The organism is Staphylococcus equorum (assembly GCF_029531845.1).
GTDB lineage: Bacteria > Bacillota > Bacilli > Staphylococcales > Staphylococcaceae > Staphylococcus > Staphylococcus equorum_C.
Genome location: NZ_JAMBPV010000005.1, coordinates 82,541 through 101,385 on the forward strand (window position 1 = coordinate 82,541; position 18,845 = coordinate 101,385).

At 32.8% G+C, this 18,845-nt stretch carries 35 protein-coding genes, 1 tRNA gene and 1 pseudogene; 8 read left to right on the top strand and 29 right to left on the bottom strand.

Features of this window, described 5'->3' with window-relative positions; translation table 11 throughout:
• Position 1: 1 nt before the first annotated feature.
• From M4L39_RS08010 to M4L39_RS08115, 22 genes and pseudogenes are all read right to left on the bottom strand, one after another.
• Positions 2–1,714 (bottom strand): terminase large subunit, encoded by a 1,713-nt coding sequence (locus M4L39_RS08010; RefSeq protein WP_057511914.1) that lies wholly within the window; start codon positions 1,712–1,714, stop codon positions 2–4.
• A complete protein-coding gene (locus M4L39_RS08015) occupies positions 1,711–2,175 on the bottom strand; it encodes a phage terminase small subunit P27 family (protein ID WP_057511913.1) in 465 nt (154 codons plus the stop codon). The genes M4L39_RS08010 and M4L39_RS08015 overlap by 4 nt, the downstream gene beginning before the upstream one ends.
• A 271-nt stretch (positions 2,176–2,446) precedes the next feature.
• Positions 2,447–2,647, bottom strand: a complete 201-nt coding sequence (locus M4L39_RS08020; RefSeq protein ID WP_277581645.1) for an HNH endonuclease — start codon at positions 2,645–2,647, stop codon at positions 2,447–2,449.
• A gap of 810 nt (positions 2,648–3,457) precedes the next feature.
• Entirely contained in the window at positions 3,458–3,856 is a 399-nt protein-coding gene (locus tag M4L39_RS08025; RefSeq protein WP_057511911.1) for a hypothetical protein, read from the bottom strand.
• Between the two features lie 13 nt (positions 3,857–3,869).
• Positions 3,870–4,079, bottom strand: coding sequence for a hypothetical protein (locus M4L39_RS08030; RefSeq protein ID WP_172793150.1), 210 nt, complete (start codon positions 4,077–4,079; stop codon positions 3,870–3,872).
• Entirely contained in the window at positions 4,079–4,213 is a 135-nt protein-coding gene (gene rinB, locus M4L39_RS08035; protein ID WP_156393414.1) for a transcriptional activator RinB, read from the bottom strand. Before rinB ends, M4L39_RS08030 begins: the two co-directional genes overlap by 1 nt.
• On the bottom strand, positions 4,210–4,353 hold the full coding sequence (locus tag M4L39_RS08040; protein ID WP_082587044.1) for a DUF1381 domain-containing protein: 144 nt from the start codon (positions 4,351–4,353) through the stop codon (positions 4,210–4,212). The genes rinB and M4L39_RS08040 overlap by 4 nt, the downstream gene beginning before the upstream one ends.
• Before the next feature lie 53 nt (positions 4,354–4,406).
• A pseudogene (locus M4L39_RS08045) lies at positions 4,407–4,707 on the bottom strand (MazG-like family protein).
• Between the two features lie 319 nt (positions 4,708–5,026).
• Positions 5,027–5,359 carry a hypothetical protein gene (locus M4L39_RS08050; protein ID WP_057511909.1) on the bottom strand — a complete coding sequence of 111 codons (333 nt, stop codon included), beginning with the start codon at positions 5,357–5,359 and terminating at the stop codon, positions 5,027–5,029.
• Positions 5,360–5,548: 189 nt separating this feature from the next.
• The gene (locus M4L39_RS08055) at positions 5,549–5,773 is read right to left on the bottom strand and encodes a hypothetical protein (RefSeq protein ID WP_057511907.1); all 225 of its coding nucleotides are present in this window, start codon (positions 5,771–5,773) and stop codon (positions 5,549–5,551) included.
• Entirely contained in the window at positions 5,757–5,960 is a 204-nt protein-coding gene (locus M4L39_RS08060) for a hypothetical protein (protein ID WP_057511906.1), read from the bottom strand. The genes M4L39_RS08055 and M4L39_RS08060 overlap by 17 nt, the downstream gene beginning before the upstream one ends.
• Positions 5,961–6,341: a hypothetical protein gene (locus M4L39_RS08065; RefSeq protein ID WP_057511905.1), complete on the bottom strand. Its 381-nt coding sequence runs from the start codon at positions 6,339–6,341 to the stop codon at positions 5,961–5,963.
• A 119-nt stretch (positions 6,342–6,460) separates the two neighbouring features.
• A complete protein-coding gene (locus tag M4L39_RS08070) occupies positions 6,461–6,655 on the bottom strand; it encodes a hypothetical protein (RefSeq protein WP_057511904.1) in 195 nt (64 codons plus the stop codon).
• Positions 6,648–7,058, bottom strand: a complete 411-nt coding sequence (locus M4L39_RS08075) for a RusA family crossover junction endodeoxyribonuclease (protein ID WP_057511903.1) — start codon at positions 7,056–7,058, stop codon at positions 6,648–6,650. Before M4L39_RS08075 ends, M4L39_RS08070 begins: the two co-directional genes overlap by 8 nt.
• Before the next feature lie 48 nt (positions 7,059–7,106).
• Positions 7,107–7,280: a hypothetical protein gene (locus M4L39_RS08080; protein ID WP_156393410.1), complete on the bottom strand. Its 174-nt coding sequence runs from the start codon at positions 7,278–7,280 to the stop codon at positions 7,107–7,109.
• Positions 7,281–7,442 (bottom strand): hypothetical protein, encoded by a 162-nt coding sequence (locus M4L39_RS08085; protein WP_277581558.1) that lies wholly within the window; start codon positions 7,440–7,442, stop codon positions 7,281–7,283. It lies immediately after the preceding gene.
• Entirely contained in the window at positions 7,439–8,224 is a 786-nt protein-coding gene (locus M4L39_RS08090) for an ATP-binding protein (RefSeq protein WP_057511902.1), read from the bottom strand. The genes M4L39_RS08085 and M4L39_RS08090 overlap by 4 nt, the downstream gene beginning before the upstream one ends.
• 11 nt (positions 8,225–8,235) lie before the next feature.
• Positions 8,236–9,021 carry a phage replisome organizer N-terminal domain-containing protein gene (locus tag M4L39_RS08095; RefSeq protein WP_057511901.1) on the bottom strand — a complete coding sequence of 262 codons (786 nt, stop codon included), beginning with the start codon at positions 9,019–9,021 and terminating at the stop codon, positions 8,236–8,238.
• Positions 9,022–9,033: 12 nt separating this feature from the next.
• Positions 9,034–9,414, bottom strand: a complete 381-nt coding sequence (locus tag M4L39_RS08100; protein WP_057511900.1) for a single-stranded DNA-binding protein — start codon at positions 9,412–9,414, stop codon at positions 9,034–9,036.
• The gene (locus tag M4L39_RS08105; RefSeq protein ID WP_057511899.1) at positions 9,414–10,031 is read right to left on the bottom strand and encodes a DUF1071 domain-containing protein; all 618 of its coding nucleotides are present in this window, start codon (positions 10,029–10,031) and stop codon (positions 9,414–9,416) included. Before M4L39_RS08105 ends, M4L39_RS08100 begins: the two co-directional genes overlap by 1 nt.
• Positions 10,024–10,284 carry a DUF2483 family protein gene (locus M4L39_RS08110; protein WP_057511898.1) on the bottom strand — a complete coding sequence of 87 codons (261 nt, stop codon included), beginning with the start codon at positions 10,282–10,284 and terminating at the stop codon, positions 10,024–10,026. Before M4L39_RS08110 ends, M4L39_RS08105 begins: the two co-directional genes overlap by 8 nt.
• Before the next feature lie 262 nt (positions 10,285–10,546).
• Positions 10,547–10,756, bottom strand: a complete 210-nt coding sequence (locus M4L39_RS08115) for a hypothetical protein (RefSeq protein WP_057511896.1) — start codon at positions 10,754–10,756, stop codon at positions 10,547–10,549.
• A gap of 58 nt (positions 10,757–10,814) precedes the next feature.
• Here M4L39_RS08115 and M4L39_RS08120 point away from each other — a divergent pair, with 58 nt between their 5' ends.
• On the top strand, positions 10,815–11,486 hold the full coding sequence (locus tag M4L39_RS08120) for a hypothetical protein (protein WP_057511895.1): 672 nt from the start codon (positions 10,815–10,817) through the stop codon (positions 11,484–11,486).
• A gap of 4 nt (positions 11,487–11,490) precedes the next feature.
• Here M4L39_RS08120 and M4L39_RS08125 read toward each other — a convergent pair whose 3' ends face one another.
• The 3 genes from M4L39_RS08125 to M4L39_RS08135 are packed head-to-tail and all read right to left on the bottom strand — an operon-like array spanning position 11,491 to position 12,712.
• Positions 11,491–11,673, bottom strand: a complete 183-nt coding sequence (locus M4L39_RS08125) for a hypothetical protein (RefSeq protein ID WP_057511894.1) — start codon at positions 11,671–11,673, stop codon at positions 11,491–11,493.
• Between the two features lie 11 nt (positions 11,674–11,684).
• Positions 11,685–12,440 (bottom strand): phage regulatory protein/antirepressor Ant, encoded by a 756-nt coding sequence (locus M4L39_RS08130; protein ID WP_277581559.1) that lies wholly within the window; start codon positions 12,438–12,440, stop codon positions 11,685–11,687.
• Between the two features lie 35 nt (positions 12,441–12,475).
• Complete coding sequence (locus tag M4L39_RS08135) at positions 12,476–12,712, bottom strand: helix-turn-helix transcriptional regulator (RefSeq protein WP_057511893.1); 237 nt, start codon at positions 12,710–12,712, stop codon at positions 12,476–12,478.
• Between the two features lie 142 nt (positions 12,713–12,854).
• On the opposite strand from M4L39_RS08135, the gene M4L39_RS08140 reads away from it, so the two are divergent.
• The 7 genes from M4L39_RS08140 (at position 12,855) to M4L39_RS08170 (ending at position 16,399) form a co-directional block, all read left to right on the top strand.
• On the top strand, positions 12,855–13,472 hold the full coding sequence (locus tag M4L39_RS08140; protein WP_057511892.1) for a LexA family protein: 618 nt from the start codon (positions 12,855–12,857) through the stop codon (positions 13,470–13,472).
• 59 nt (positions 13,473–13,531) lie between these two features.
• A complete protein-coding gene (locus M4L39_RS08145; RefSeq protein ID WP_057512535.1) occupies positions 13,532–13,717 on the top strand; it encodes a hypothetical protein in 186 nt (61 codons plus the stop codon).
• 86 nt (positions 13,718–13,803) lie between these two features.
• A complete protein-coding gene (locus M4L39_RS08150) occupies positions 13,804–13,980 on the top strand; it encodes a hypothetical protein (RefSeq protein ID WP_172793149.1) in 177 nt (58 codons plus the stop codon).
• A gap of 66 nt (positions 13,981–14,046) precedes the next feature.
• Positions 14,047–14,403, top strand: coding sequence for a DoxX family protein (locus M4L39_RS08155; protein ID WP_057511891.1), 357 nt, complete (start codon positions 14,047–14,049; stop codon positions 14,401–14,403).
• Between the two features lie 85 nt (positions 14,404–14,488).
• Positions 14,489–14,893, top strand: a complete 405-nt coding sequence (locus M4L39_RS08160) for a hypothetical protein (RefSeq protein ID WP_057511890.1) — start codon at positions 14,489–14,491, stop codon at positions 14,891–14,893.
• A 141-nt stretch (positions 14,894–15,034) separates the two neighbouring features.
• Positions 15,035–15,202, top strand: coding sequence for a hypothetical protein (locus M4L39_RS08165; protein ID WP_156393406.1), 168 nt, complete (start codon positions 15,035–15,037; stop codon positions 15,200–15,202).
• 150 nt (positions 15,203–15,352) lie between these two features.
• Positions 15,353–16,399, top strand: coding sequence for a tyrosine-type recombinase/integrase (locus M4L39_RS08170; RefSeq protein ID WP_057511889.1), 1,047 nt, complete (start codon positions 15,353–15,355; stop codon positions 16,397–16,399).
• A gap of 52 nt (positions 16,400–16,451) precedes the next feature.
• Here the strand turns inward: M4L39_RS08170 and M4L39_RS08175 are convergent.
• The 4 genes from M4L39_RS08175 to racE form a co-directional block, all read right to left on the bottom strand.
• Positions 16,452–16,525 (bottom strand) — tRNA-Arg (locus tag M4L39_RS08175).
• 231 nt (positions 16,526–16,756) lie between these two features.
• Positions 16,757–17,266: a metallophosphoesterase gene (locus M4L39_RS08180; protein ID WP_277581560.1), complete on the bottom strand. Its 510-nt coding sequence runs from the start codon at positions 17,264–17,266 to the stop codon at positions 16,757–16,759.
• Entirely contained in the window at positions 17,266–17,847 is a 582-nt protein-coding gene (locus M4L39_RS08185) for an XTP/dITP diphosphatase (RefSeq protein WP_277581561.1), read from the bottom strand. Before M4L39_RS08185 ends, M4L39_RS08180 begins: the two co-directional genes overlap by 1 nt.
• A 17-nt stretch (positions 17,848–17,864) precedes the next feature.
• The gene (gene racE, locus M4L39_RS08190; RefSeq protein ID WP_277581562.1) at positions 17,865–18,659 is read right to left on the bottom strand and encodes a glutamate racemase; all 795 of its coding nucleotides are present in this window, start codon (positions 18,657–18,659) and stop codon (positions 17,865–17,867) included.
• Between the last annotated feature and the right edge of the window lie 186 nt (positions 18,660–18,845).

The window sequence follows — 18,845 nt, forward strand, 5'->3', positions numbered from 1 at the left end:
CCTAAAATCCGAAATCATCGGACATGATATAATCTTGTAAATCTGATTCAAATTCATAATTAATAGCTTGACTGTATCCTGTAACAAGACTCACAAGCGCATCAATTTTCTGTCTGTTGATTTTCTTATCTAATATCATCATGTTATTGTTATCTGTTTTAGTTATTGCGTTTCCAATTGCTAGATTCAAGTTAGGATTGTTATTATGAACAACCCGTTTCTCAAAAACATCTAGTCTAAACTGTTTCAGTACTGGACCAAGTGATTTATAATCTTGTTTGACTTCTATCAAAGGATGTCCAGTTTCTTTTTCCATCTTGGTCACAAAATAGCTCGATTCCCACGGATCATAACAAATAGCTTTAACGTTTAACTCGTTATCGTCAATAAAATCAATTAACCAGTTTACAACTTGTTCAGGGTCAATGATTCCTGACTCAGCATGTGTCAAACTAGCTTTATCAGTACGGACTAACTTCTCGTAATCTATTTTATCCCTCTTAGACTTCTCTTGTATCGAGTTCTTGAAGCCTACAAACACATGTGCATCAACAAAATACTTCTTATCCTCTAATGGATAGATGAATGTCAAGGCAGTTAAATCTTCACTTCGTGATAGGTCGACGCCTATGTAAACATCTTTACCTTTGATATCCAATTCGTCCTCCATGTAACCTACTTGCCAATCGTGCATCTGAATATACGTATCTTTACTTGATTGTCTCCACAAGTTCATGTTCTTAACCAAGATACTGTTCAAATCGCTCTTATCAATACCTTCTTGTACATCATCATTTATATTCTCTCGCAATACTTCTGCAATACTATTAACTTCCAGTAAAGGATTTGATTTTATCCATGTTGATGGGTCGTGTATCTCGTCCTCACTGTCTTGTTCAGCACAATATACAAAATAGTTATCATTCTTAACTTCTCTGTTCAGTAAACGTGTTACATATTGATATTCTTCATACATAGGTACGTTCAAATCTTCACCAGCTGTTGAAATAATGATAAGCAAAGGAGATTTCAATAACACTTGTCCTCTACTAATCGATTGCAACATATCGTTAGATTTAGCAATATGATACTCGTCAATAATACCTAACGAATACTGTTCACCCTCTTGACTACCCGCATCCGAAGATGTAGCTCGAATCTCAGAACCATCAATAAGATTATTTATGATTTTCCTACTGTCTGTAATCTTTGTATTCTTCTTAGTGTACTGTGACCTAGAATTAACCGCTTCAAGTTGTGACTTAACCATCTTATAAGCAATAGATGCTTGGTCTCTGTTGTTTGCAGTCAATCCAATAAGTCGTTCAGCTCTTGGTTCATCACCGTACAACAAATCGTACAATGCTAGACCAGCTATTGTTAAAGTCTTACCATTCTTACGAGCCATTGAGACATAAGCTTTAGTATATCGTCGATTATCTTCCGAATCTCGCCAACCCATTAAGGAACCGACAATAAATGTTTGATATCCTGCCAGTGTCAATAACTTTCTACTTTTTGGATCAGGTAACTCACCAAAGAAATCAATAACGTTATTAGCTCTCTCATAATTGAAATGATAATTCAATGAAGGGCTATTCAAATCGTCTAAATGCCTTTGACAACTCTGTATATTCTTTCGACTAGCTAAAATCTCACCACTGACTACTGCTTTAGCATATTCTGTTGTATAATCTCTTTCGTAATCTATCATTTTGCAAATCTAGCCATTGGGTCGGCATCTTCCTTCTTGGTTTCAGTGGGTGTGAAGATTTTAAGACGTGAGTCAATGGTTAGCCCAAGCTTTGGTGCAATAGAATTGATGATGTTGAACGAATCCACCTTAACTCGATGCCACGGATTGACTTTAGAACCTCTTTCAGTGAAAGTTACCATTTCACCACTAGCAAGTTCTACAGTTGCCCGTTGATAATCTGAATAAGCTTGACAATACGCTGAAACGAGCGCCAAGTCTAAACTAGCTATCGGTAATTCTTGTAACAGAGGGATAATCCTGTTATATTCGATTTTAGCAGTGCCATCTAACCAATCAGGAGGCTTATTTTCCAAAGGCTCTAAATCTCTGATGGATTTTTCCGCTTCTTTCTTACTTTCTTGTTGTTCTACGGTAAGGTTTCCCTTATTCTCTGACAGCAATTTCAAGTTTCTTCCCATGGTTTAACCTCCTTTTCATTAGATTTAATTCAAATAGTACGCAATTTTACTTTTATTACTAGAATCCGACTCGCGGAAGGGTATCGGGTCGGGATTGTGAATGTCAGAAACATTTGGGGTCAATGGTGACGCCCCTTCATAAAATTGATAATTATTTTTATAAAATCATTATATAAATTCAAAAAATTAAATACTCAAAATATATCCCGGCACATTTCAAAGGCGAACATTAAACACCGGTGTCAATATAAATTCGTCTTTAATTATATTTTTATTTTTTCTCTTTCAATCTTCTTTCTTTCTCTCGAATAGTCTTAACGTTATGGCAAGCATGACACAGTGGTTCAAGATTACTCTTATCCAACCTCTTATCCCAATCGTCTTTTATCTCAACAATATGGTCGACCACATCAGCTTTGGTGTACAACCCTTTGCATAAGCAGTTGCAGCATAACCAATCATGTGCAAGCATCACACTATGTCTTGTATCCTTCCATGATTTACAGTTATAGAATCGAATGAATGTTTGATCTCTTTCATATCTAAATGAATCATAATTCTTTTTATATTCATTCTTTAATTCTTTATGTTCATCACAATAACTTTCATTGAATGAAATTAATTTATTACAATTAATCTTATTACATTTCTTTAATGGAATTGTTCTCACATCTTTCAACAAACATAATCATTTGATTAATCAATCAATTGAATAATCTTTCATCATGTTTACAATTACTTTGTTATCAAAGATAGAACAAACATAGAATAATATTAGCGAAATAATAATACATAATGTTCTATCAATGATTATACAAAGTCTTATGACCTCACACATTGTTATAGCTTTCTATGTGTTGCCTTACCTATCTCCTAAACGAGTCAAGACCTGTTGTGCTATCAACGTGTAAGGCATTGGGTCACAGGTATCAAGGTTGTAACCATAAGGCTCAAAGCCCTGACCTATAACCGTACACCTATTCACCGACCACCTAACAAGGCATGTGTCTAATGTGTCCTATTCAAAGGCACCTATATAATGTGTCCTTATATCGTGGCGTATGAATACGTACATATAAAAAGACACACCCAATCACAAGGTGTGCCTCATATAATATAGTCATTATTAGTGCGGTAGTTGTTTAACCTCGTTACCACATCGAGCATAATATAGTATTGCTTATTTATAGTGTGAGTTTTACCTCATGGGTCAATTATATAAAATAAATTAAGTATTTCATAATAGTGCGCAAACTCTGCAATCTCTGCATTTTCTGCATATTTACTGCTGTACTTCCATGTATACTTTAACTATCTGTTTGATTCGGTTATATATGTTTCGTTCACTTATATCTAATAACCTTTCAATCGTACTAACTTTTTCACCTCTCTTTAATAACTGGAGCAAATGATAGTTCTTAGAATTACTTATTTTATGTTCATGCTCATCCACAAATGAGGTTTCGGTTGCTAGTTTCTTAATCTGCTTGTTATTCTTATCGTTCCTCATAACCCTAACTAAAACTTTATCACCCGTACCACCCTGTGCTTTTGGCATTGCTGATTCGATGCCATATTGAGCAGTAGATGTACTGTCATATTCATACACTTGGTCTTCAATTAAATTAGTTCTCCAATAATACCCTGTAATTAATTCTCTTACTTCTGATTCACTGTACATCTAATACCTCCAGTTATTTAATTCGTTTATTCCATGCATCTTTGATTTGTCTTATTTCTTCATCCGTTAATTCTCTATGCGGTATTTGTTTCTCAAATAGCACATGTGTTAAGTAAGCTACCTCATATTCCAACGCATCTATTTTCGTATCTTTAACTGCATTGTATATAAGTGAAACAGCTGCGATGGCACCGAGTATAATGCTTATGATTAACCAGAACATCATTCACTCACCTCATAATCCATCGGGTACTGATCCACTGCGTCGTTTGCTTGTACACGTGTAATAGTTTGATATGTTACTTTTTTACTTAATTCATATAGCACTATGATTAATAGTGTTTTAAGTATTCTCACCTGTCACTCTCCATCCTCTTAATAGCCTCTTCTTTACTCTCTGCATCCACCACAATAAAAGTTTCATTCTCTCTAGCCTTAGTTACGTGCGTGAATGGATAACCTGTTGAGTCAGTTACTTTTGTAATTAGGTATTGCATGGTGTCACTCCTTATTAAGTAGTTCTTTAACTTTATCTAGTATGTCTTTGTCCTTACAAGTCTGATTCTTTGATGAATGTTCCATTGATAGTCTTTCCTTTTCTTCCTTTGATTTCATCATACGCTTACTGTAAACACTCCTCGCTTGTCATACCATGTTTGTTGCGCCAATATAATTAATGTGACGACTGTATCGCCTATACCATCTTTTAGATCGTCCATCTTGTTACGTGATAATGCTGCTCCAACTTCTCCAGCTTCCTCATAAAATTTCAATGCTTGTCTATCTGGATTACCTCTGTGTAAGTTTTTATCTATACTCCATTGTTCTACTGCTTTAATTAGTTCGTTCATTTACTCGTCCTCCAAGTCATTAATTTTAAATTTCACTTCATTTTTTGTATTTCTGTCTCTATTTTTTTTCAACATGTTGTACTGTGTAGCATATTATTATAAGTCAACCTCTATAAATTGGTGATTGACACATTACTATTGCTTTACTACACTGTTCAAATCAACTTTTTTAGAGAAAGGTGTATCTGACAATGGAAAAAGAACCTAGTAATTTTTTACTTACGATTATTACTATAATCATGTTTTTAGTTTACTTATCGCCAATTTTATCGGCTGTTTTCTTTAGTTAATCTTCTATAGGTTTCAAAATTTCTTCTATTCATTTATCCCCTTTAATCTCCAACTCATCCAATTTACGTCTAAAGGCTTTATACGTGCTGCTTTCCGGTTTGCATCCAATGTGTTGTGAGATTTCGGAGAGGAAGTTGTCTTTATTCTTATTTTCTTCACATAATTCAATGTTTCTATCTGTTATCATGTTGTGTCTTCTTTTAAATCTTTCGTTATCATCTATCAAATATTTGTTGACATCTTCCAACCTCTCAATCTTCTTTCGTTGCCAGTCGATAACGTCTATAAGGCGGTTACGTTCTGCAAGCATCTTGTCGTATTGTTTGGATAATGCTTCATAACATTTAACTGTGTTTAGCATTCCTTAACCCCTCCATTAACTTACGATTACTTTTAATATGTTCACGTGGCACTGCTACTATTATGTGCCGCTCTTTTATAGCTATTAAGAATCCGGAAACTCTATATTTTTTTAACATCCTTGCCACTTCCACAGTGTTCATACCACGTGTGTTTAATTTATATTTAACTTTCATAGTATCGGATAGGATCATATCGCTAACTCTTTCTCTATTTCTGCAATACTTACTTTTTCAGCAACCATTCTATGACTATCTGGATATTTCAAAGCATGGTCTCTACTTTGTTTGCATGATAGATAAGTTATCGTATCTTCTTTCACGCCTAACATGTCTGCACATTCCTTACGTGTACCATGACAAACAACTTCATCACCTTTATATATCACGTATTCGAATTTAGCTAGTCGCCCCATCGTATCTACTTCCTATCGCTATATCATAAGTATCATCAATAACTTTCGTGTACTCTCCCATTTCAACAACTGCTTGCGGTTCACCATCGTTGTATATCAATTCTTTAATCAATCCATATTCTGATAAGGTTTTACCTGGTTTAATAAACCAAACTGTATAGCCGATGTCTAAATCTCTAATTTTCATCTACTTAACCACCTTTACGAATATGTCATTCTCTGATAAATGTTCGAACCACTTACTACTACGCTTAGCGTCCTCTATCATCTGCAGGCGTTCCTGTTCCTTACGTTGCCTAGCTTCTTCTCGCTCTGCCTTACGTTCAGAACGCTCTCTATCTTCTCTATTCAATCGCTCTACGCCTTGGCTTTGGTCAGACTTTCTAATGTAGTCTTTTAACTGTCGTCTACCTTTCTTAGCATGACGCTTAATTGATTTGTAATTGATACCTAGTTGTCTTGCTTCTTTGTAATCTTCCACATCGACGAATACATCTTCATTACCATCTACCATCACGAAGCATAGGTTACCTTTGTCATCTTTTGTTCTACTTAAATTGATGTTCATTAGTCGTCCTCCTTAAATAAAGAAATGATGTTGTAATACAAGCCAATAACTTCGCCCACTAATCTAATAGCCATACCTGTTAAAATAATTTTTTCGTATAATTTCATTCTCTCGTCCCCCTAGAATCCTCTATCTATAATTGTTGGTTCTTCAAATCTAATCACTTTAGCGTCAGTGTATTCATCTTCCTTAGTCGGCATTTCATTGTAGACACGTTCCTCTATATCACAATCTTCATCATTAGCATTAGCCGGAAAAGCAAATGACTTTTCGTATGTCACGTTGTATCTAATCTTGATCATTTCTTCATTCATCGGAATCACCTTCTATATCTAAATGCATGATTATCTTTGGTTCCTCTGCATACTTCTTGAAACTTGTAATCTCTACTATTTGATTATCGTCATTCCATAAATGACCATTAGCAGAATCTAATACTGTTTTGATTAAGTTGTCTATATCTGGTTTAGTACGTTTATACTGTCCAACCATCGCTACATGTTTCTTCTTACTCCATGACTTCAGCAAGGGGAAATGAAACTCTATTGTTAGCTTGATTGGTTTATCTATCATCAACATTGGCATTTGCCACTGTAAGTCTTTTTTATGGTCTGTATACTTCTTAGGCATGTAAGTCTGTACACACTTGCCAGCGTTCCTAAATCGTGGTCTAGGTGATGACATAGGCGCATCAACTTTCAATTCAATTGTTTCCATGTCTTCACTCCTGTATGAAATCAAATATGCTTGTTTGATCTACTATAGTTAAATTGAAATGTTTTTTATTTTTTCTAATCTATTATCTGTAACGATGAATTCATCTAATCCGTATCGTTTATATAATCCGAATAACCTATTTCTTTTATTATTAAGTGGTATAACAGAACCAACCACTTTACCTGTACTATCTTTCAAATCATATTCAGTGCTTAATCCCAATTACCTTACCTCCACAATAGCCACTCGTCTTTGGCGTTCATTCAACTTTTGGATAAATAGGTTGTACAATGTGTTATTGTCTCCTTGCGACGCTTCTATAAGTTTCTGAGCATATATATCGGAACACTCAAGTTTTTGTTTAATAAAATTCTTAGTTATCAAAATTTGATACCTCTCATTCGATAATCAGCACCGTTCATTTTGATTAATGTTGTGTTAGACATCATTCGGCTAAATATACGTTGTGCGTCTTTATTCTTGCTTAGTTCCTGTGCATTTAAATTAGTAGTGTATATGTTATGTTTGCCAACTCTTGATTCAATTAGTTCAAACATCTTACCTGTAGCAAATTCATTCATGTTAATTCCGAAATCATCGAACGCCATTAAATCTACTTCGCTAATAATTCTGTTTAAGTCTTGTTCGGTTAGATTAGTATTTTTGTTATAAGTTCCTTTGATAGTTGATATTAATTGTGGAATGTTCATGTAAAGGACTGAATATCCTTTTTCTCTAATACCTTTTACAACTGACATAGATAGGTGTGACTTACCTGTACCAAATGAACCTTGCAACAATAACGACTGTTTGTTATCAAGTGTGAAGTTCTCTACATATCTTTCACATAATGCTTTAGCTCTTGTTAATTCTTCATTAGTAGCTTTATAGTTATCAAAGGTACATTGTGATAGATCATCATTGACAATTGATTTCTTGAATATACTATTCGCTTTAGCTGATTTGTTACGCTTATCAAACTCTGCTTTCTGTTGTTTAGCTAGAGCAATCATTTCGCAGTCACAACCATCTTTAACTATTTGGCCATTATCAAATTCATAGTAATCATAAGTACGTCCACACTTTTCACATTTCAAGTCATTCTCTTGTTTAACTATATTGTTTTTAAATCCTACTTTACTTGCGATATTCTCAAAGGGATTCATTTACTCACGCCCTAAAATAGATTTGCATAAGGGTTATCATCTGATTCCTTATTGCTTACTTGTTGGTTAAGGTAGCCTTCAAACTTATTGCCGAATAGTGTTTCTGGCCTTAAGAACTTCTCCATGTCTGTTCCTTTCCATTCAGCTACTTTGTTATCAATCACCTTCTTGAAATCATCTTCAGTAAATCCTTCATTACATCTAGCCTTAATAACAGTTTGTGTTTTGTTAGTTGTAGGTTTGTAATGCTTACCAGTTTTATTATTTAGATATTCAATTACTGATTGATATGGATGCATAGTCGATTTGCTCGACAATGTATTTCTCTTTTCTAGTTCTAATTCTTCTTCTAGTTCTAGTTCTATATCTGTTGCGTGACCGTCACGTGACTTCACGTGACTATCGGGTAATGTCTTTTGTTTTTCTCTTTGTTTTTGTTTACGCAACCTATTTTGTTCTCTTATTTTATCTAGACCTTCAATATTTTGGTGTTTCTCCCAGTTAGATATTTTGATTACGCCTTGAACAATTTCTGTCATACCTAGCGTTTCAAATGTTTGTAATGCTAATCTGATTGAATTAAGTGGTCTGTTAAATTCATTTGCTAACATTTCTTCGTTGTAAGGTAAGTTTTCCGATAGCATGATGTAACCTTGTTCGTTATACTTACCAGCTAAAGTTAGCAACTTAACCCAAATAGTTATGATCGTATCTCTTTCGGGTAATGCCTCGATATATTTGATTTTGCTATCATCAAACATACCGACTTTCAACTTGATCCATGATACTTCACCCATTTAAATCACTCCTTAAAACGGTAATTCTGATTCAATATCTTTTGAACCGTTAGCAAAGGGATTATCCTGTTTGCCTTGATTACCAGATGATTTAGTATCTAAAAATTCAATTCTGTTAGCATTGAAAACTACACGTTCGCGATTGTTGCCTTCTTTATCAGTAAAAGTATTTTGTCTAGCTGAACCTTCAACTAGTATTTTCGAACCTTTTCCGCAGTATTCAGTTAATAAGTCTGCCGTTCTATTCCACGCTTCAATATGAAAGAAGCTTGTATCGTCACGTTTAAAGGGATTATCCACCGCTAACGAGAAGTGAGTAACTTTGTTTTGTCCTACTTCTTTAATTTCTAAATCTTTCGTAATACGTCCTGTATATATGATTGAGTTTGTCATTATTTATCATCCTTTTTGTTGTAATATTTGATTCCGTTATCTAATCTGACAAGTGCTTCTTCAGCATCCTGTGTTGAAATTTTGTCTGGTATGTTCATCTTCTTTTTTAGTTGTGATTCGCTTATCTTCATCAGTGGTGCAAGTTGTTTTACTTTGTCGTTCACTTGTTTTATTTCATCTTCAGATGCAGATACAAATGGCTGTTCTGGCATATCCTCACCGTTATAGATGTAGAGACCTAAACCGTGTAGTGCTGCAGCTTTAACAAAACAACGCTTATGTGCTTTATTGATATCAAATGTAGTTGCTTGCCCTTTGGCTAGTGACTTGTTTTTAAAATCTAATACTGGCAACCACTCTGATTCAGTTACACCCTTTACTGTTATAGATACTTGGACAAAATAACCTTCTGGTGTCGTTAAATATGGTACAAATATTTGTTCGTTCGAAATATCTGAGTGTGGAAATTCGTGTATCTTAATTTGATAATCAGGGTCTATTTTCTTCAACTGTTCATGTGCATGTGTCCACGCTAAATAATTAAAGTTGTTCTTTTTCTCTACATGATCACTTACATTTATTGCGTTTAACTGGTGGAATAATGTTTGTTCAGTCATTGTCTACCTCCCGTAATTCTTCAATACTGAATGTATTGTAAAAAGTGGTTGTTACTGTTGTTTCTTTATCTATTAGGTGGTCCTGCCAATCGACATTTATCTCTTCAAGACCAGTCAAACGTCGAGCATTTCTCCTTTGGATGTTATAAGTAGCATCTTCTGGATGATTTGGCTTATTCGTTATATAGCGCTGTTTACCTTCTTTTTCTTTAATAAGGTAAGCGACAGTTTCATTCTTATGTCCTTTCGCCATTTGACGAAACACCTCTATTCCGTGTATATTTAAGTTGTGTATTTTACTAATCATTCCTGACTGTTACTTGCTGGTACAAGTTTCAGTCTTTTTTTCTATCTTTAAATAGTTAATCCAACTGTCCCAAGCCATGTAGCTTAAGCAAACGGCTACCCAGTAGATTAGAAACAAGTGGATAAAGTCTTTAGTGAATATCAAAGCTATGAAGAATACTACTACTGCTGTTGATAATGCTAGTAAACCTCTCATTGTTTAACACCTCTTATAAATTTGTTTCTTTAATAAAAATCTTTTGTTCTATAAAATCAATAGCTGGTCTTACTTTGATGTAACGTTTGTTTCCTTTTCCAAATCGATACATACATGCTTCTTGAAACTCTTTATTCGGGAAAACTTTCTCCTCTAGATCATCTTTCGAAACCCCACTTACTTTTACGAATTCTTTTGCGTCTGCAAATCCGATATATTCCATTTAAATCTGCTCCTTTCTGGTATAATTTATTTATCTGTGTGCAAAGGGGGTGTTTAATGTGCAAAATTCTGCTATTAATGCTGCGATAAAAGCTCGTAAAGATTTAATGGAACAGATAGAATATATAAGCTCTATTCCTAATGAAACTATTCGTTCAATAGCTCAGACTGCATCACTTACAACAAATCTAAATTCTTCGATAAAATCATCTTTGTTGAAAGCTGGTCATGTAAATGTCATTAATTTGAACACTAATGAATTAATTGCTTTAACCAGAAATTCATCATCTAATTTAGGTATTTCTCAGATAACGAATTCTTTGAATTTTCAAAGGAATTTATTTTCTGAAGAAGCAATAAAATCTTTCAAGGAAATTTATAGGTTTAATGATGATATAGTGTCTCAAGCGCAACAAACCATTAGAGACCTTTATGTCAATCCAACTGCTGTTTCTACTTTGATTGAAGCCATCAATTCGACCTATCAAATAAATGAAAATAATACTTATAATAGATACGATGAATTTATCTGTGCTTTCAAAAATGATTATCCACATCCTTTCAAAACAGTAATAAAGTGGTCGAGCAGTACTATTGCAAGTGCTGATATAGGAAACTTTGCAATAAACTATATAAACAATAATGATTTATATGTTCAAAATTCATTGATATTTGCCATAGTGTGCTTAATTAGTTTTCTATCGACTTATTATCCTTACTCTAAAAAGTAAATGATTAGCATAGTTCAACTTTAGAACCATCTTTTTCATCAATAATTGTTCTAATGCCGTGACTACTAGTTTTTAAATGATATGAATCTAAATCTCTAATATGAAGTTTAGTTTTCCCAACACCCTTAATCTCTTCCGCCAAGTTGACAATTAGGAGTGTTATTTTTAATGCTTGTTTTAAGTTCATTCCGTTTCCTCCTATTGTTCGATTATTGGTAATACATCATTTTCTTTTAATAAGTTGTAAATGAATAATCGCCCCTTTTGCGTCCACTTAGTATTCATTCGCACCGATGTACTTCCATCTTTATGTTCAATTTCAGTAGTAGATGAATGTGTATAACCTTTGTCATGCAAGTTTGAGTAAAGTAACCACTGACCAGATTGTTTGTACTGTACTTTTAAATCGTGAAGTAATTTGTTTAGTCCTTGTGCAGACATTCCATAATCTTTTGCGATTTGACCCACTGTTACCAAACTTTTGTTTTGTAAAATTGAATCAAGATATGATGCTTTAGGTTCGTATTCGGCGATTTTCTGTTTACTCATGTTGTTTTCAAGTTGTAGATTTTCATTTTCTTCAACTTTTACTAGTAATTCAGTTAAAGCTTCTTTATACGATCTCGGCAATTTATTCTGAATTTGTTGTTCCATTCCATTGAATTTATTGATGTAAGCCATTTTGAAATTGTTATGACCTTGGATGTTGAACATGTATAAAGTGAAACCATCTTTAGTTAGAAGGTATTCTTTATAACTTCTTCTTTGTCCGTCCACTTTGTAATTGCTTAGTATAATTAGAGAACCGACATTTTGGTTTTCTGAAATAATATCTTCTAAACTTTCTATTACATGACCATGTCTCTTACCTAATTCTTCTGCTACAGTTCTACTCGAAACTACTGGTCCTAATTCTGTATTGCTTTCGATTTTGATTGTTTGTAAATATTGCATTTGTCCCTCACTTTTTATCTCTATTTGAGATATTGTCATTTATAAAAAAGAGCCTCAATCGTCACGCTAAACGTTTTGGCTAATATCTCCATCTCATAATCATTAAATGGATACTCACCTGATTCTTTCTTTTCATATTGTCTCCGTTGTAAACCAATTAAGTTTGCAACATACTCTGTCGTAAAATCCTCACCTCTTCTAGCTTTTCTCAATTTTCCTTTCGGTCTCAAATACTTTTCTTTTAGTAGTTTCTTTTTCTCTACTGCTGTCATCGAATAACACCTCTCTTTTGAAGCTAAATATAATTTATCACATATTGAGATACTAAACAAGCGAAAAATATAACATTTTGTGATAAAAATTATTGTTTCATTATTATAGATGTGTTATATTTATCTCAAGGAGTGATACTTAATGAGTAGAAATATACTAGGTCAAAAGATTAAATCTATAAGAAAACAGAAAAAAATGACGCAAAAACAACTTAGTGAATTAACAGGTTATAGTCAAAATAGTATTTCAAATCACGAAAATGGAAATAGAAAAATCGATGAGTTAGATATTCAAATTTATTGCGATGCTTTAGGTGTCACACCCAGTGAATTATTTGATACAGAAAACAAAACGTTAGAAACTTTACCAGTGAAGAAAATCCCGGTTGTCTCTCAAATATCTGCCGGACTTCCTATATATAGTGAAGAAAATTTAATTGATTACATATACTTTTCTAAAGAAAAATTGAGCGATGATAAGGAAGAATTTGGTTTAAAAGTGTCTGGTGATAGTATGAATAAGATTTTTGATGAAGGAGATGTAGTTGTTATAGAAAAAGATTCTATTGTCGAAAATGGTCAACTGGGTGTGGTTATGATAAACGGATATAATGGAACAGTTAAAAGAATCCGATATAACAATGATCAAATCATTCTAATACCAGAATCTAATAATTCTAACCACTACCCTCAAGTTTATAACAAAAACGATGAAGTGAAAATTGTAGGTAGAGTCATAGCGAGTGTAAAAACATTTTAATGCTAGCGTCCTTAGTGGTGCTTTTATATAAATCTTATTATTAAGGAGCGAAAACTATGATGATAAATGATGAAGAATTTGGTTATGTACACATTAATACTGGTGGTAAAAAACTTTCAGATGAAGAGGTAGAAGAAGCAAAAGAATTTTTAAGAAGTAAAAAAATTGAAAGAATAATAAAAAAATCAGATGAGAGTCACCGTAGAGTTATGGAGTCTAAAATTACTGATAGAACAAAGATGTAATGTAGTTTGAGCCGCTACAAGTGTTCAAATATAAAAGTGTAGAATAAAAGAAATGTGTGGGAAATCAATTAGTAAGGAGAGATTCCATGAAAATATTAAGAAAAATATATGAAGATGAAAAGCCAAAATATCACGTAAAAACTGATTTAGGCTTAATTATAAAAGTAACTGTTTCTGACGAAATGACTGAATATGAAATTAACGAACTTATTAATATAGTAGCTCAAAATATGGATAATAAACTGAAGAATAATATAGAATAGCTTTTATAAATATGGTGCGCTTATGTAAATAATCACCATTAAAATATCTGATTAGAAAGTAAATAAATGAAGGCAGGAATTTTATTAATAAGATTGATGTTAGGTTTGACTTTTGTTGTACATGGAAGTCAAAAAGTATTCGGAGGATTTGTAGAACTAATGCAGATGATGCAAGGTTTAGGACTACCTACATTCTTTGGTGTACTTTTAGGTCTTTTTGAATTTATTGGTGGTATATTAATGATTCTAGGTGTTTTATCTAATTATATTGCTGTAGGATTTATTGCCATTATGTTAGGTGCGCTATTTACAGTACATTTATCACAAGGATATATAGCATCAGAATTTGTAATTACACTATTAATAATGAATATAGCGATTATATTGTCATATAGTTGGAAAAAATTAATCCAATTTTATTAAACATATGGGCAGTCTATACTGCCCTATATATTTTTATAGGTTGTTTTTAATAATATATAAACACAAACATTAAGGAGAATATATGATGAGAAGAAATGAAATGAAATATTTGAAAGAACATTTTTCAGGGTCAGATGAATTTATTGAAGTATCTATGCAAAATGGAAAAGAAACTGTATTAATTACTGAAGATAAGGCATGTAAAATCGTTAATTTATTCATAAAAAAAGATAAAACAAAACAAAAATACATTGAAACGCACGAAATCATTGATGAATTTATATTAATTCCTAATGAGAAAATTGTAAAAGATGATTTTGCCTTATCTAGCAAATATAATTCGAACGGAAAAATTATTGATATTGCTAGCAAAGAAAGCAAAAATAAATTCGAGGAAATTTTAGAAAAACATGGAAATATTATTGAAAATACAAACAGAAATTTCTTTAATAAAATTATTGGGTTTAGAACTAAAAATATTGAAAGATAGTTGAAGAAGACGATTAAGAAAAATTAAAAGTCGGGTTAGATATGGCTGACGATGGTGTGACCTATGCATAAACATTATTAAATAAACCATAAGGGCATTTAACTATGCCCTATATATTTTTATTTTTGAGGAGGAAATACAATGAAAGTAATTAACTATAAAGTTAAATTTCGAAATATTGAATATAAAGTAAGAACGGACAAAGGTTACGTTTTCACTTATACCTTACCTAAAAATACAATTGCATTACAAGCTAGAAGAAAGCTTAAAAAAATCGCTGCAGATATTGATAACCAAAAAGACAAATAAAGCACCTCCGTAGAGATGCTTTAAAAGGAGTCTTTAACATAGTTGAACTATATTCGAAGCTGTTATTGAATACCCCATCACATATAAAATAAACATTGACATTTAACTATGCCCTATATATTTTTATCTTTTTTAGGAGGAATGAATAAAATGGCAACATTTACAGTAATAAAACGAAAAAATAAATCGTCAACTTCATGGCAATATGATGTAAAAGATACTAGTTTCAAGTCTGGTAAAAAGCGTAAGTCTGGATTTAAGACTAAGGCAGAGGCTACTTATGCCGCACAACAACTAATTAGAGTTTTAGAAGATGGGTATAATATAGAAGATAATAAAAGGTTCGAAGAATATTATAGAGATTGGTTGATAGCGAACGGAAAAAATAAACTTGGCGAGAAACAGCAATATTGGTATGATCATGCTCTTAATTTATTTTTAACTCACTTTGGCGAAGATATATTAATTAAAAATATTACAAGGAATGAGTATCAAAAATTCATTTCTAATTATTCAAATGGCAGAACATCAGAAACAGTTAGAAAAGTACATTTATATATTTCTAGTTGTATTAAAGATGCTATATATGATGGCTATTTAAAGAAGGACCCGACTTATAAAGTGAATTATAAAGGTACTAAATTACCTAAAAAAGAAAGTGTGAAATTTCTTACAATATTAGAGTACGAGCAGTTAAGAAAATACTTCAAACGAAAAGATGATAAAAGCACGCTTGTGTTATATATCCTTTTAATAACTGGTGCAAGGTTTTCAGAAGTGAATAGAATGACTTATAAAGACTTATATTATAAACCTGGTTTAATTCATTTGCCTGGTACTAAAACAGAAAACGCAGATAGAGAAATTGAAATATCAGATACTGATTTAAGTTACATTAAAAAAGCGATATCGAAACACCCACAGAAAATTAACGGTGAATTATTTGGCTTATCTCAAGCTGCTATATCTAAAGTGTTTAAAAAAGCAAAAACCGAATTTAATATTAAAGATGAAATAACACCTTATTCATTAAGACATACACATGCTAGTTATCTTATTAGTAAAGGCATATCAATTGAATATATTAGCAAAAGATTAGGACACGCAAGCATAGCCATTACACTAGATGTTTATACACATTTACTTGATGAACATAAAAAAGAGCAAGGTCAACGTGTCAGAGAATTATTCTCTTGACACATATTTGACACTCACTCTCTTGAAACGTTGTCATATCAACGGGTTATAGTGTCCTGGGAGGGATTCGAACCCCCGACCGATGGCTTAGAAGGCCATTGCTCTATCCAACTGAGCTACCAGGACATAATCTTTTTGAACACAAGAATAATTATATCTAACTTAGCCTCATAAAGCAATACTCCAACCGTTAAAAATAAATATGATTTTTCACTATAATAAACCTTTTATCATATTTTCATAGTATTTTTGAAATTTAATTTAAAACAACCGGTGCAACTGACATATTAATTATTTATCTTTTTAATAATATATAAAAGCGCATATCCATAATGATATGAATATACACTTATTACATTATATTTTAAATGTTTCGCTATCAATTATGTCATGGTTTCGGTTACGGAAATTTAATGTTGCACTTTGGTCTTCTTCATTGACCAACAATTCTGCATAAGTTTCTTCAACTTGGCTTCGTGATTGTGAAATACTACCAGGATTGATAACATGTATGCCACCAATATTTTCATATTTTGCCACATGTGTATGGCCATAAAACGCAAATTCACAACCTAACGCCGTAGCTTTTTCAGCTAATTTCATTCTTGTGCGATTCACACTGTATAAATGCCCATGAGTAGAGAAAGCATGAATGCCATTTTTTTCGATTTTTTCTTCATTTGGAAATTCTGGAGAAAAATCTGTATTTCCTTTTACCCTATGAAAATGGCTTAGTTCATTATCATCATAAGCAAATTCAGAATCGCCTAAATGCAATGCAATATCTAAATCTTCATGATGATTGATGACATCAAAAAGCACACCTTGTTCAGTGTGATTATCACTGACTATAATCCATTTTGCCATTAAGCATCACCTTCTAAATAGTGTTGTAACTTCTCTATCGCTCTACCTCTATGACTTATTTCACTTTTTTCTTCAGCAGTTAGTTGAGCCATTGTTTTATTTTTGTCCTCTATATAAAATATCGGATCATAACCAAATCCATTTTCACCAATTTTATTTAATGTGATATCTCCTTGGACAGTGCCTTTAAATTGAACTGTTTCTTCATTCGGTGTGCTCATGCTAATTACACATACAAACTGTGCACTACGATTTGTTTCGCCACCTAATTTGGAAAGTACTTTTTCTATATTAGCATCATCATCTTTAGCCGTTCCAGCATATCGAGCTGAGTAAACACCTGGCTCTCCGTTTAAGGCAAATACTTCAAGTCCACTGTCATCTGCTATCACACGTTTGTTTAATGCTTTTGCTGCTGCTTCTGATTTTAGTTTTGCATTAGCTTCAAAAGTATCTCCAGTTTCTTCTACATCAAAGTCTTCAATAATTTCAGAAATGCCTATGACATTAAAATCCGAAAAAATAACTTTAAAGTCATTTATCTTACCTTTATTAGTTGATGCAATTACAATATCCTCCATTATTATGTCCCCTCTTTCTATACTTCTATTTTTTCTACTTTCACTTCCATATTTAACCACTCTTCTATTATATGTTCGATATGCTCAGTTTCACCAGTAGCAAAAAATCTATGCTCTGGATGAGCTGTATAAGCGGCATGTTCATTACTAAACGTTAAGAGTGCACTTACTTCACGTGCTGTCTCTAAGCCAGAAGAAATCACCACTTTTTCGCCACCAAAATAATCGTTTATTGGCTGATAGAGTAATGGGTAATGCGTACAACCTAATATAACCGTGTCTGCGTTACTATTTCTCCAATGTTTCAATGTTTGATGCACGATAATACTAGTTATTGTAAGATCTTTATAACGCATTTCTTCAACCAAAGGAACAAACCCAGGACATGCGATACCAGAAACTTCTACATTAGGATTAATATTTTTAATATGATATCTATAAGCCTCAGATTTAATTGTACCTTCTGTACCTAAGATTAAAACATCATTATTTTTCGTTGTCATAATTGCCGTTCTTGCACCGGGCTCAATGACTCCAATGACTGGAATAGCTAATAATTTTTGTAAATGTTTTAAAGCAACTGCCGTCGCAGTATTACAAGCAATAACAAGCATTTTTATATCAAATGTCATTAACTTTTCAGCTAGTTCAGTTGTAAATTTCCTAACTTCTGCGCCTTCTCTCGGGCCATAAGGGCAACGTTTAATATCACCCAAATAATAAATTGTTTCGTGTGGTAGTTGGCGCATGATTTCTTTTGCTACTGTTAAACCACCCACACCCGAGTCTATTACACCAATTGGTTTCTCCATATTTTATTACATCCTTATTCATTTGCTTGTCCTTTATTGTAGCACAGCCTTGTTTTCAAAATCATTTATCAAGACTGAAATACAATATTATTTTTTTACTATGCCTATATAAATATACCGATTGGTAAAAAAACTAACGCCTAGGGGAATAGTATGAGCGTGAAATTAAAGACTCTACCCATATCC

What these genes read in the sequence shown, in the direction of transcription:
- M4L39_RS08020 (WP_277581645.1), bottom strand. Translation starts at nt 2,647, where the DNA reads ATGCTTGCACATGATTGGTTATGCTGCAACTGCTTATGCAAAGGGTTG.
- M4L39_RS08040 (WP_082587044.1), bottom strand. Translation starts at nt 4,353, where the DNA reads ATGCAATACCTAATTACAAAAGTAACTGACTCAACAGGTTATCCATTC.
- racE (WP_277581562.1), bottom strand. Translation starts at nt 18,659, where the DNA reads ATGGAGAAACCAATTGGTGTAATAGACTCGGGTGTGGGTGGTTTAACA.
- M4L39_RS08105 (WP_057511899.1), bottom strand. Translation starts at nt 10,031, where the DNA reads ATGACTGAACAAACATTATTCCACCAGTTAAACGCAATAAATGTAAGT.
- M4L39_RS08150 (WP_172793149.1), top strand. Translation starts at nt 13,804, where the DNA reads ATGAAAATATTAAGAAAAATATATGAAGATGAAAAGCCAAAATATCAC.
- M4L39_RS08135 (WP_057511893.1), bottom strand. Translation starts at nt 12,712, where the DNA reads ATGACAGCAGTAGAGAAAAAGAAACTACTAAAAGAAAAGTATTTGAGA.
- M4L39_RS08025 (WP_057511911.1), bottom strand. Translation starts at nt 3,856, where the DNA reads ATGTACAGTGAATCAGAAGTAAGAGAATTAATTACAGGGTATTATTGG.
- M4L39_RS08095 (WP_057511901.1), bottom strand. Translation starts at nt 9,021, where the DNA reads ATGGGTGAAGTATCATGGATCAAGTTGAAAGTCGGTATGTTTGATGAT.
- M4L39_RS08140 (WP_057511892.1), top strand. Translation starts at nt 12,855, where the DNA reads ATGAGTAGAAATATACTAGGTCAAAAGATTAAATCTATAAGAAAACAG.
- M4L39_RS08065 (WP_057511905.1), bottom strand. Translation starts at nt 6,341, where the DNA reads ATGAACATCAATTTAAGTAGAACAAAAGATGACAAAGGTAACCTATGC.
- M4L39_RS08015 (WP_057511913.1), bottom strand. Translation starts at nt 2,175, where the DNA reads ATGGGAAGAAACTTGAAATTGCTGTCAGAGAATAAGGGAAACCTTACC.
- M4L39_RS08125 (WP_057511894.1), bottom strand. Translation starts at nt 11,673, where the DNA reads ATGAACTTAAAACAAGCATTAAAAATAACACTCCTAATTGTCAACTTG.
- M4L39_RS08055 (WP_057511907.1), bottom strand. Translation starts at nt 5,773, where the DNA reads ATGGGGCGACTAGCTAAATTCGAATACGTGATATATAAAGGTGATGAA.
- M4L39_RS08160 (WP_057511890.1), top strand. Translation starts at nt 14,489, where the DNA reads ATGAGAAGAAATGAAATGAAATATTTGAAAGAACATTTTTCAGGGTCA.
- M4L39_RS08165 (WP_156393406.1), top strand. Translation starts at nt 15,035, where the DNA reads ATGAAAGTAATTAACTATAAAGTTAAATTTCGAAATATTGAATATAAA.
- M4L39_RS08010 (WP_057511914.1), bottom strand. Translation starts at nt 1,714, where the DNA reads ATGATAGATTACGAAAGAGATTATACAACAGAATATGCTAAAGCAGTA.
- M4L39_RS08100 (WP_057511900.1), bottom strand. Translation starts at nt 9,414, where the DNA reads ATGACAAACTCAATCATATATACAGGACGTATTACGAAAGATTTAGAA.
- M4L39_RS08155 (WP_057511891.1), top strand. Translation starts at nt 14,047, where the DNA reads ATGAAGGCAGGAATTTTATTAATAAGATTGATGTTAGGTTTGACTTTT.
- M4L39_RS08050 (WP_057511909.1), bottom strand. Translation starts at nt 5,359, where the DNA reads ATGCTAAACACAGTTAAATGTTATGAAGCATTATCCAAACAATACGAC.
- M4L39_RS08170 (WP_057511889.1), top strand. Translation starts at nt 15,353, where the DNA reads ATGGCAACATTTACAGTAATAAAACGAAAAAATAAATCGTCAACTTCA.
- M4L39_RS08075 (WP_057511903.1), bottom strand. Translation starts at nt 7,058, where the DNA reads ATGGAAACAATTGAATTGAAAGTTGATGCGCCTATGTCATCACCTAGA.
- M4L39_RS08180 (WP_277581560.1), bottom strand. Translation starts at nt 17,266, where the DNA reads ATGGCAAAATGGATTATAGTCAGTGATAATCACACTGAACAAGGTGTG.
- M4L39_RS08030 (WP_172793150.1), bottom strand. Translation starts at nt 4,079, where the DNA reads ATGTTCTGGTTAATCATAAGCATTATACTCGGTGCCATCGCAGCTGTT.
- M4L39_RS08145 (WP_057512535.1), top strand. Translation starts at nt 13,532, where the DNA reads ATGATAAATGATGAAGAATTTGGTTATGTACACATTAATACTGGTGGT.
- M4L39_RS08060 (WP_057511906.1), bottom strand. Translation starts at nt 5,960, where the DNA reads ATGAAAATTAGAGATTTAGACATCGGCTATACAGTTTGGTTTATTAAA.
- M4L39_RS08090 (WP_057511902.1), bottom strand. Translation starts at nt 8,224, where the DNA reads ATGAATCCCTTTGAGAATATCGCAAGTAAAGTAGGATTTAAAAACAAT.
- M4L39_RS08070 (WP_057511904.1), bottom strand. Translation starts at nt 6,655, where the DNA reads ATGAATGAAGAAATGATCAAGATTAGATACAACGTGACATACGAAAAG.
- M4L39_RS08115 (WP_057511896.1), bottom strand. Translation starts at nt 10,756, where the DNA reads ATGGAATATATCGGATTTGCAGACGCAAAAGAATTCGTAAAAGTAAGT.
- M4L39_RS08185 (WP_277581561.1), bottom strand. Translation starts at nt 17,847, where the DNA reads ATGGAGGATATTGTAATTGCATCAACTAATAAAGGTAAGATAAATGAC.
- M4L39_RS08130 (WP_277581559.1), bottom strand. Translation starts at nt 12,440, where the DNA reads ATGCAATATTTACAAACAATCAAAATCGAAAGCAATACAGAATTAGGA.
- M4L39_RS08110 (WP_057511898.1), bottom strand. Translation starts at nt 10,284, where the DNA reads ATGGCGAAAGGACATAAGAATGAAACTGTCGCTTACCTTATTAAAGAA.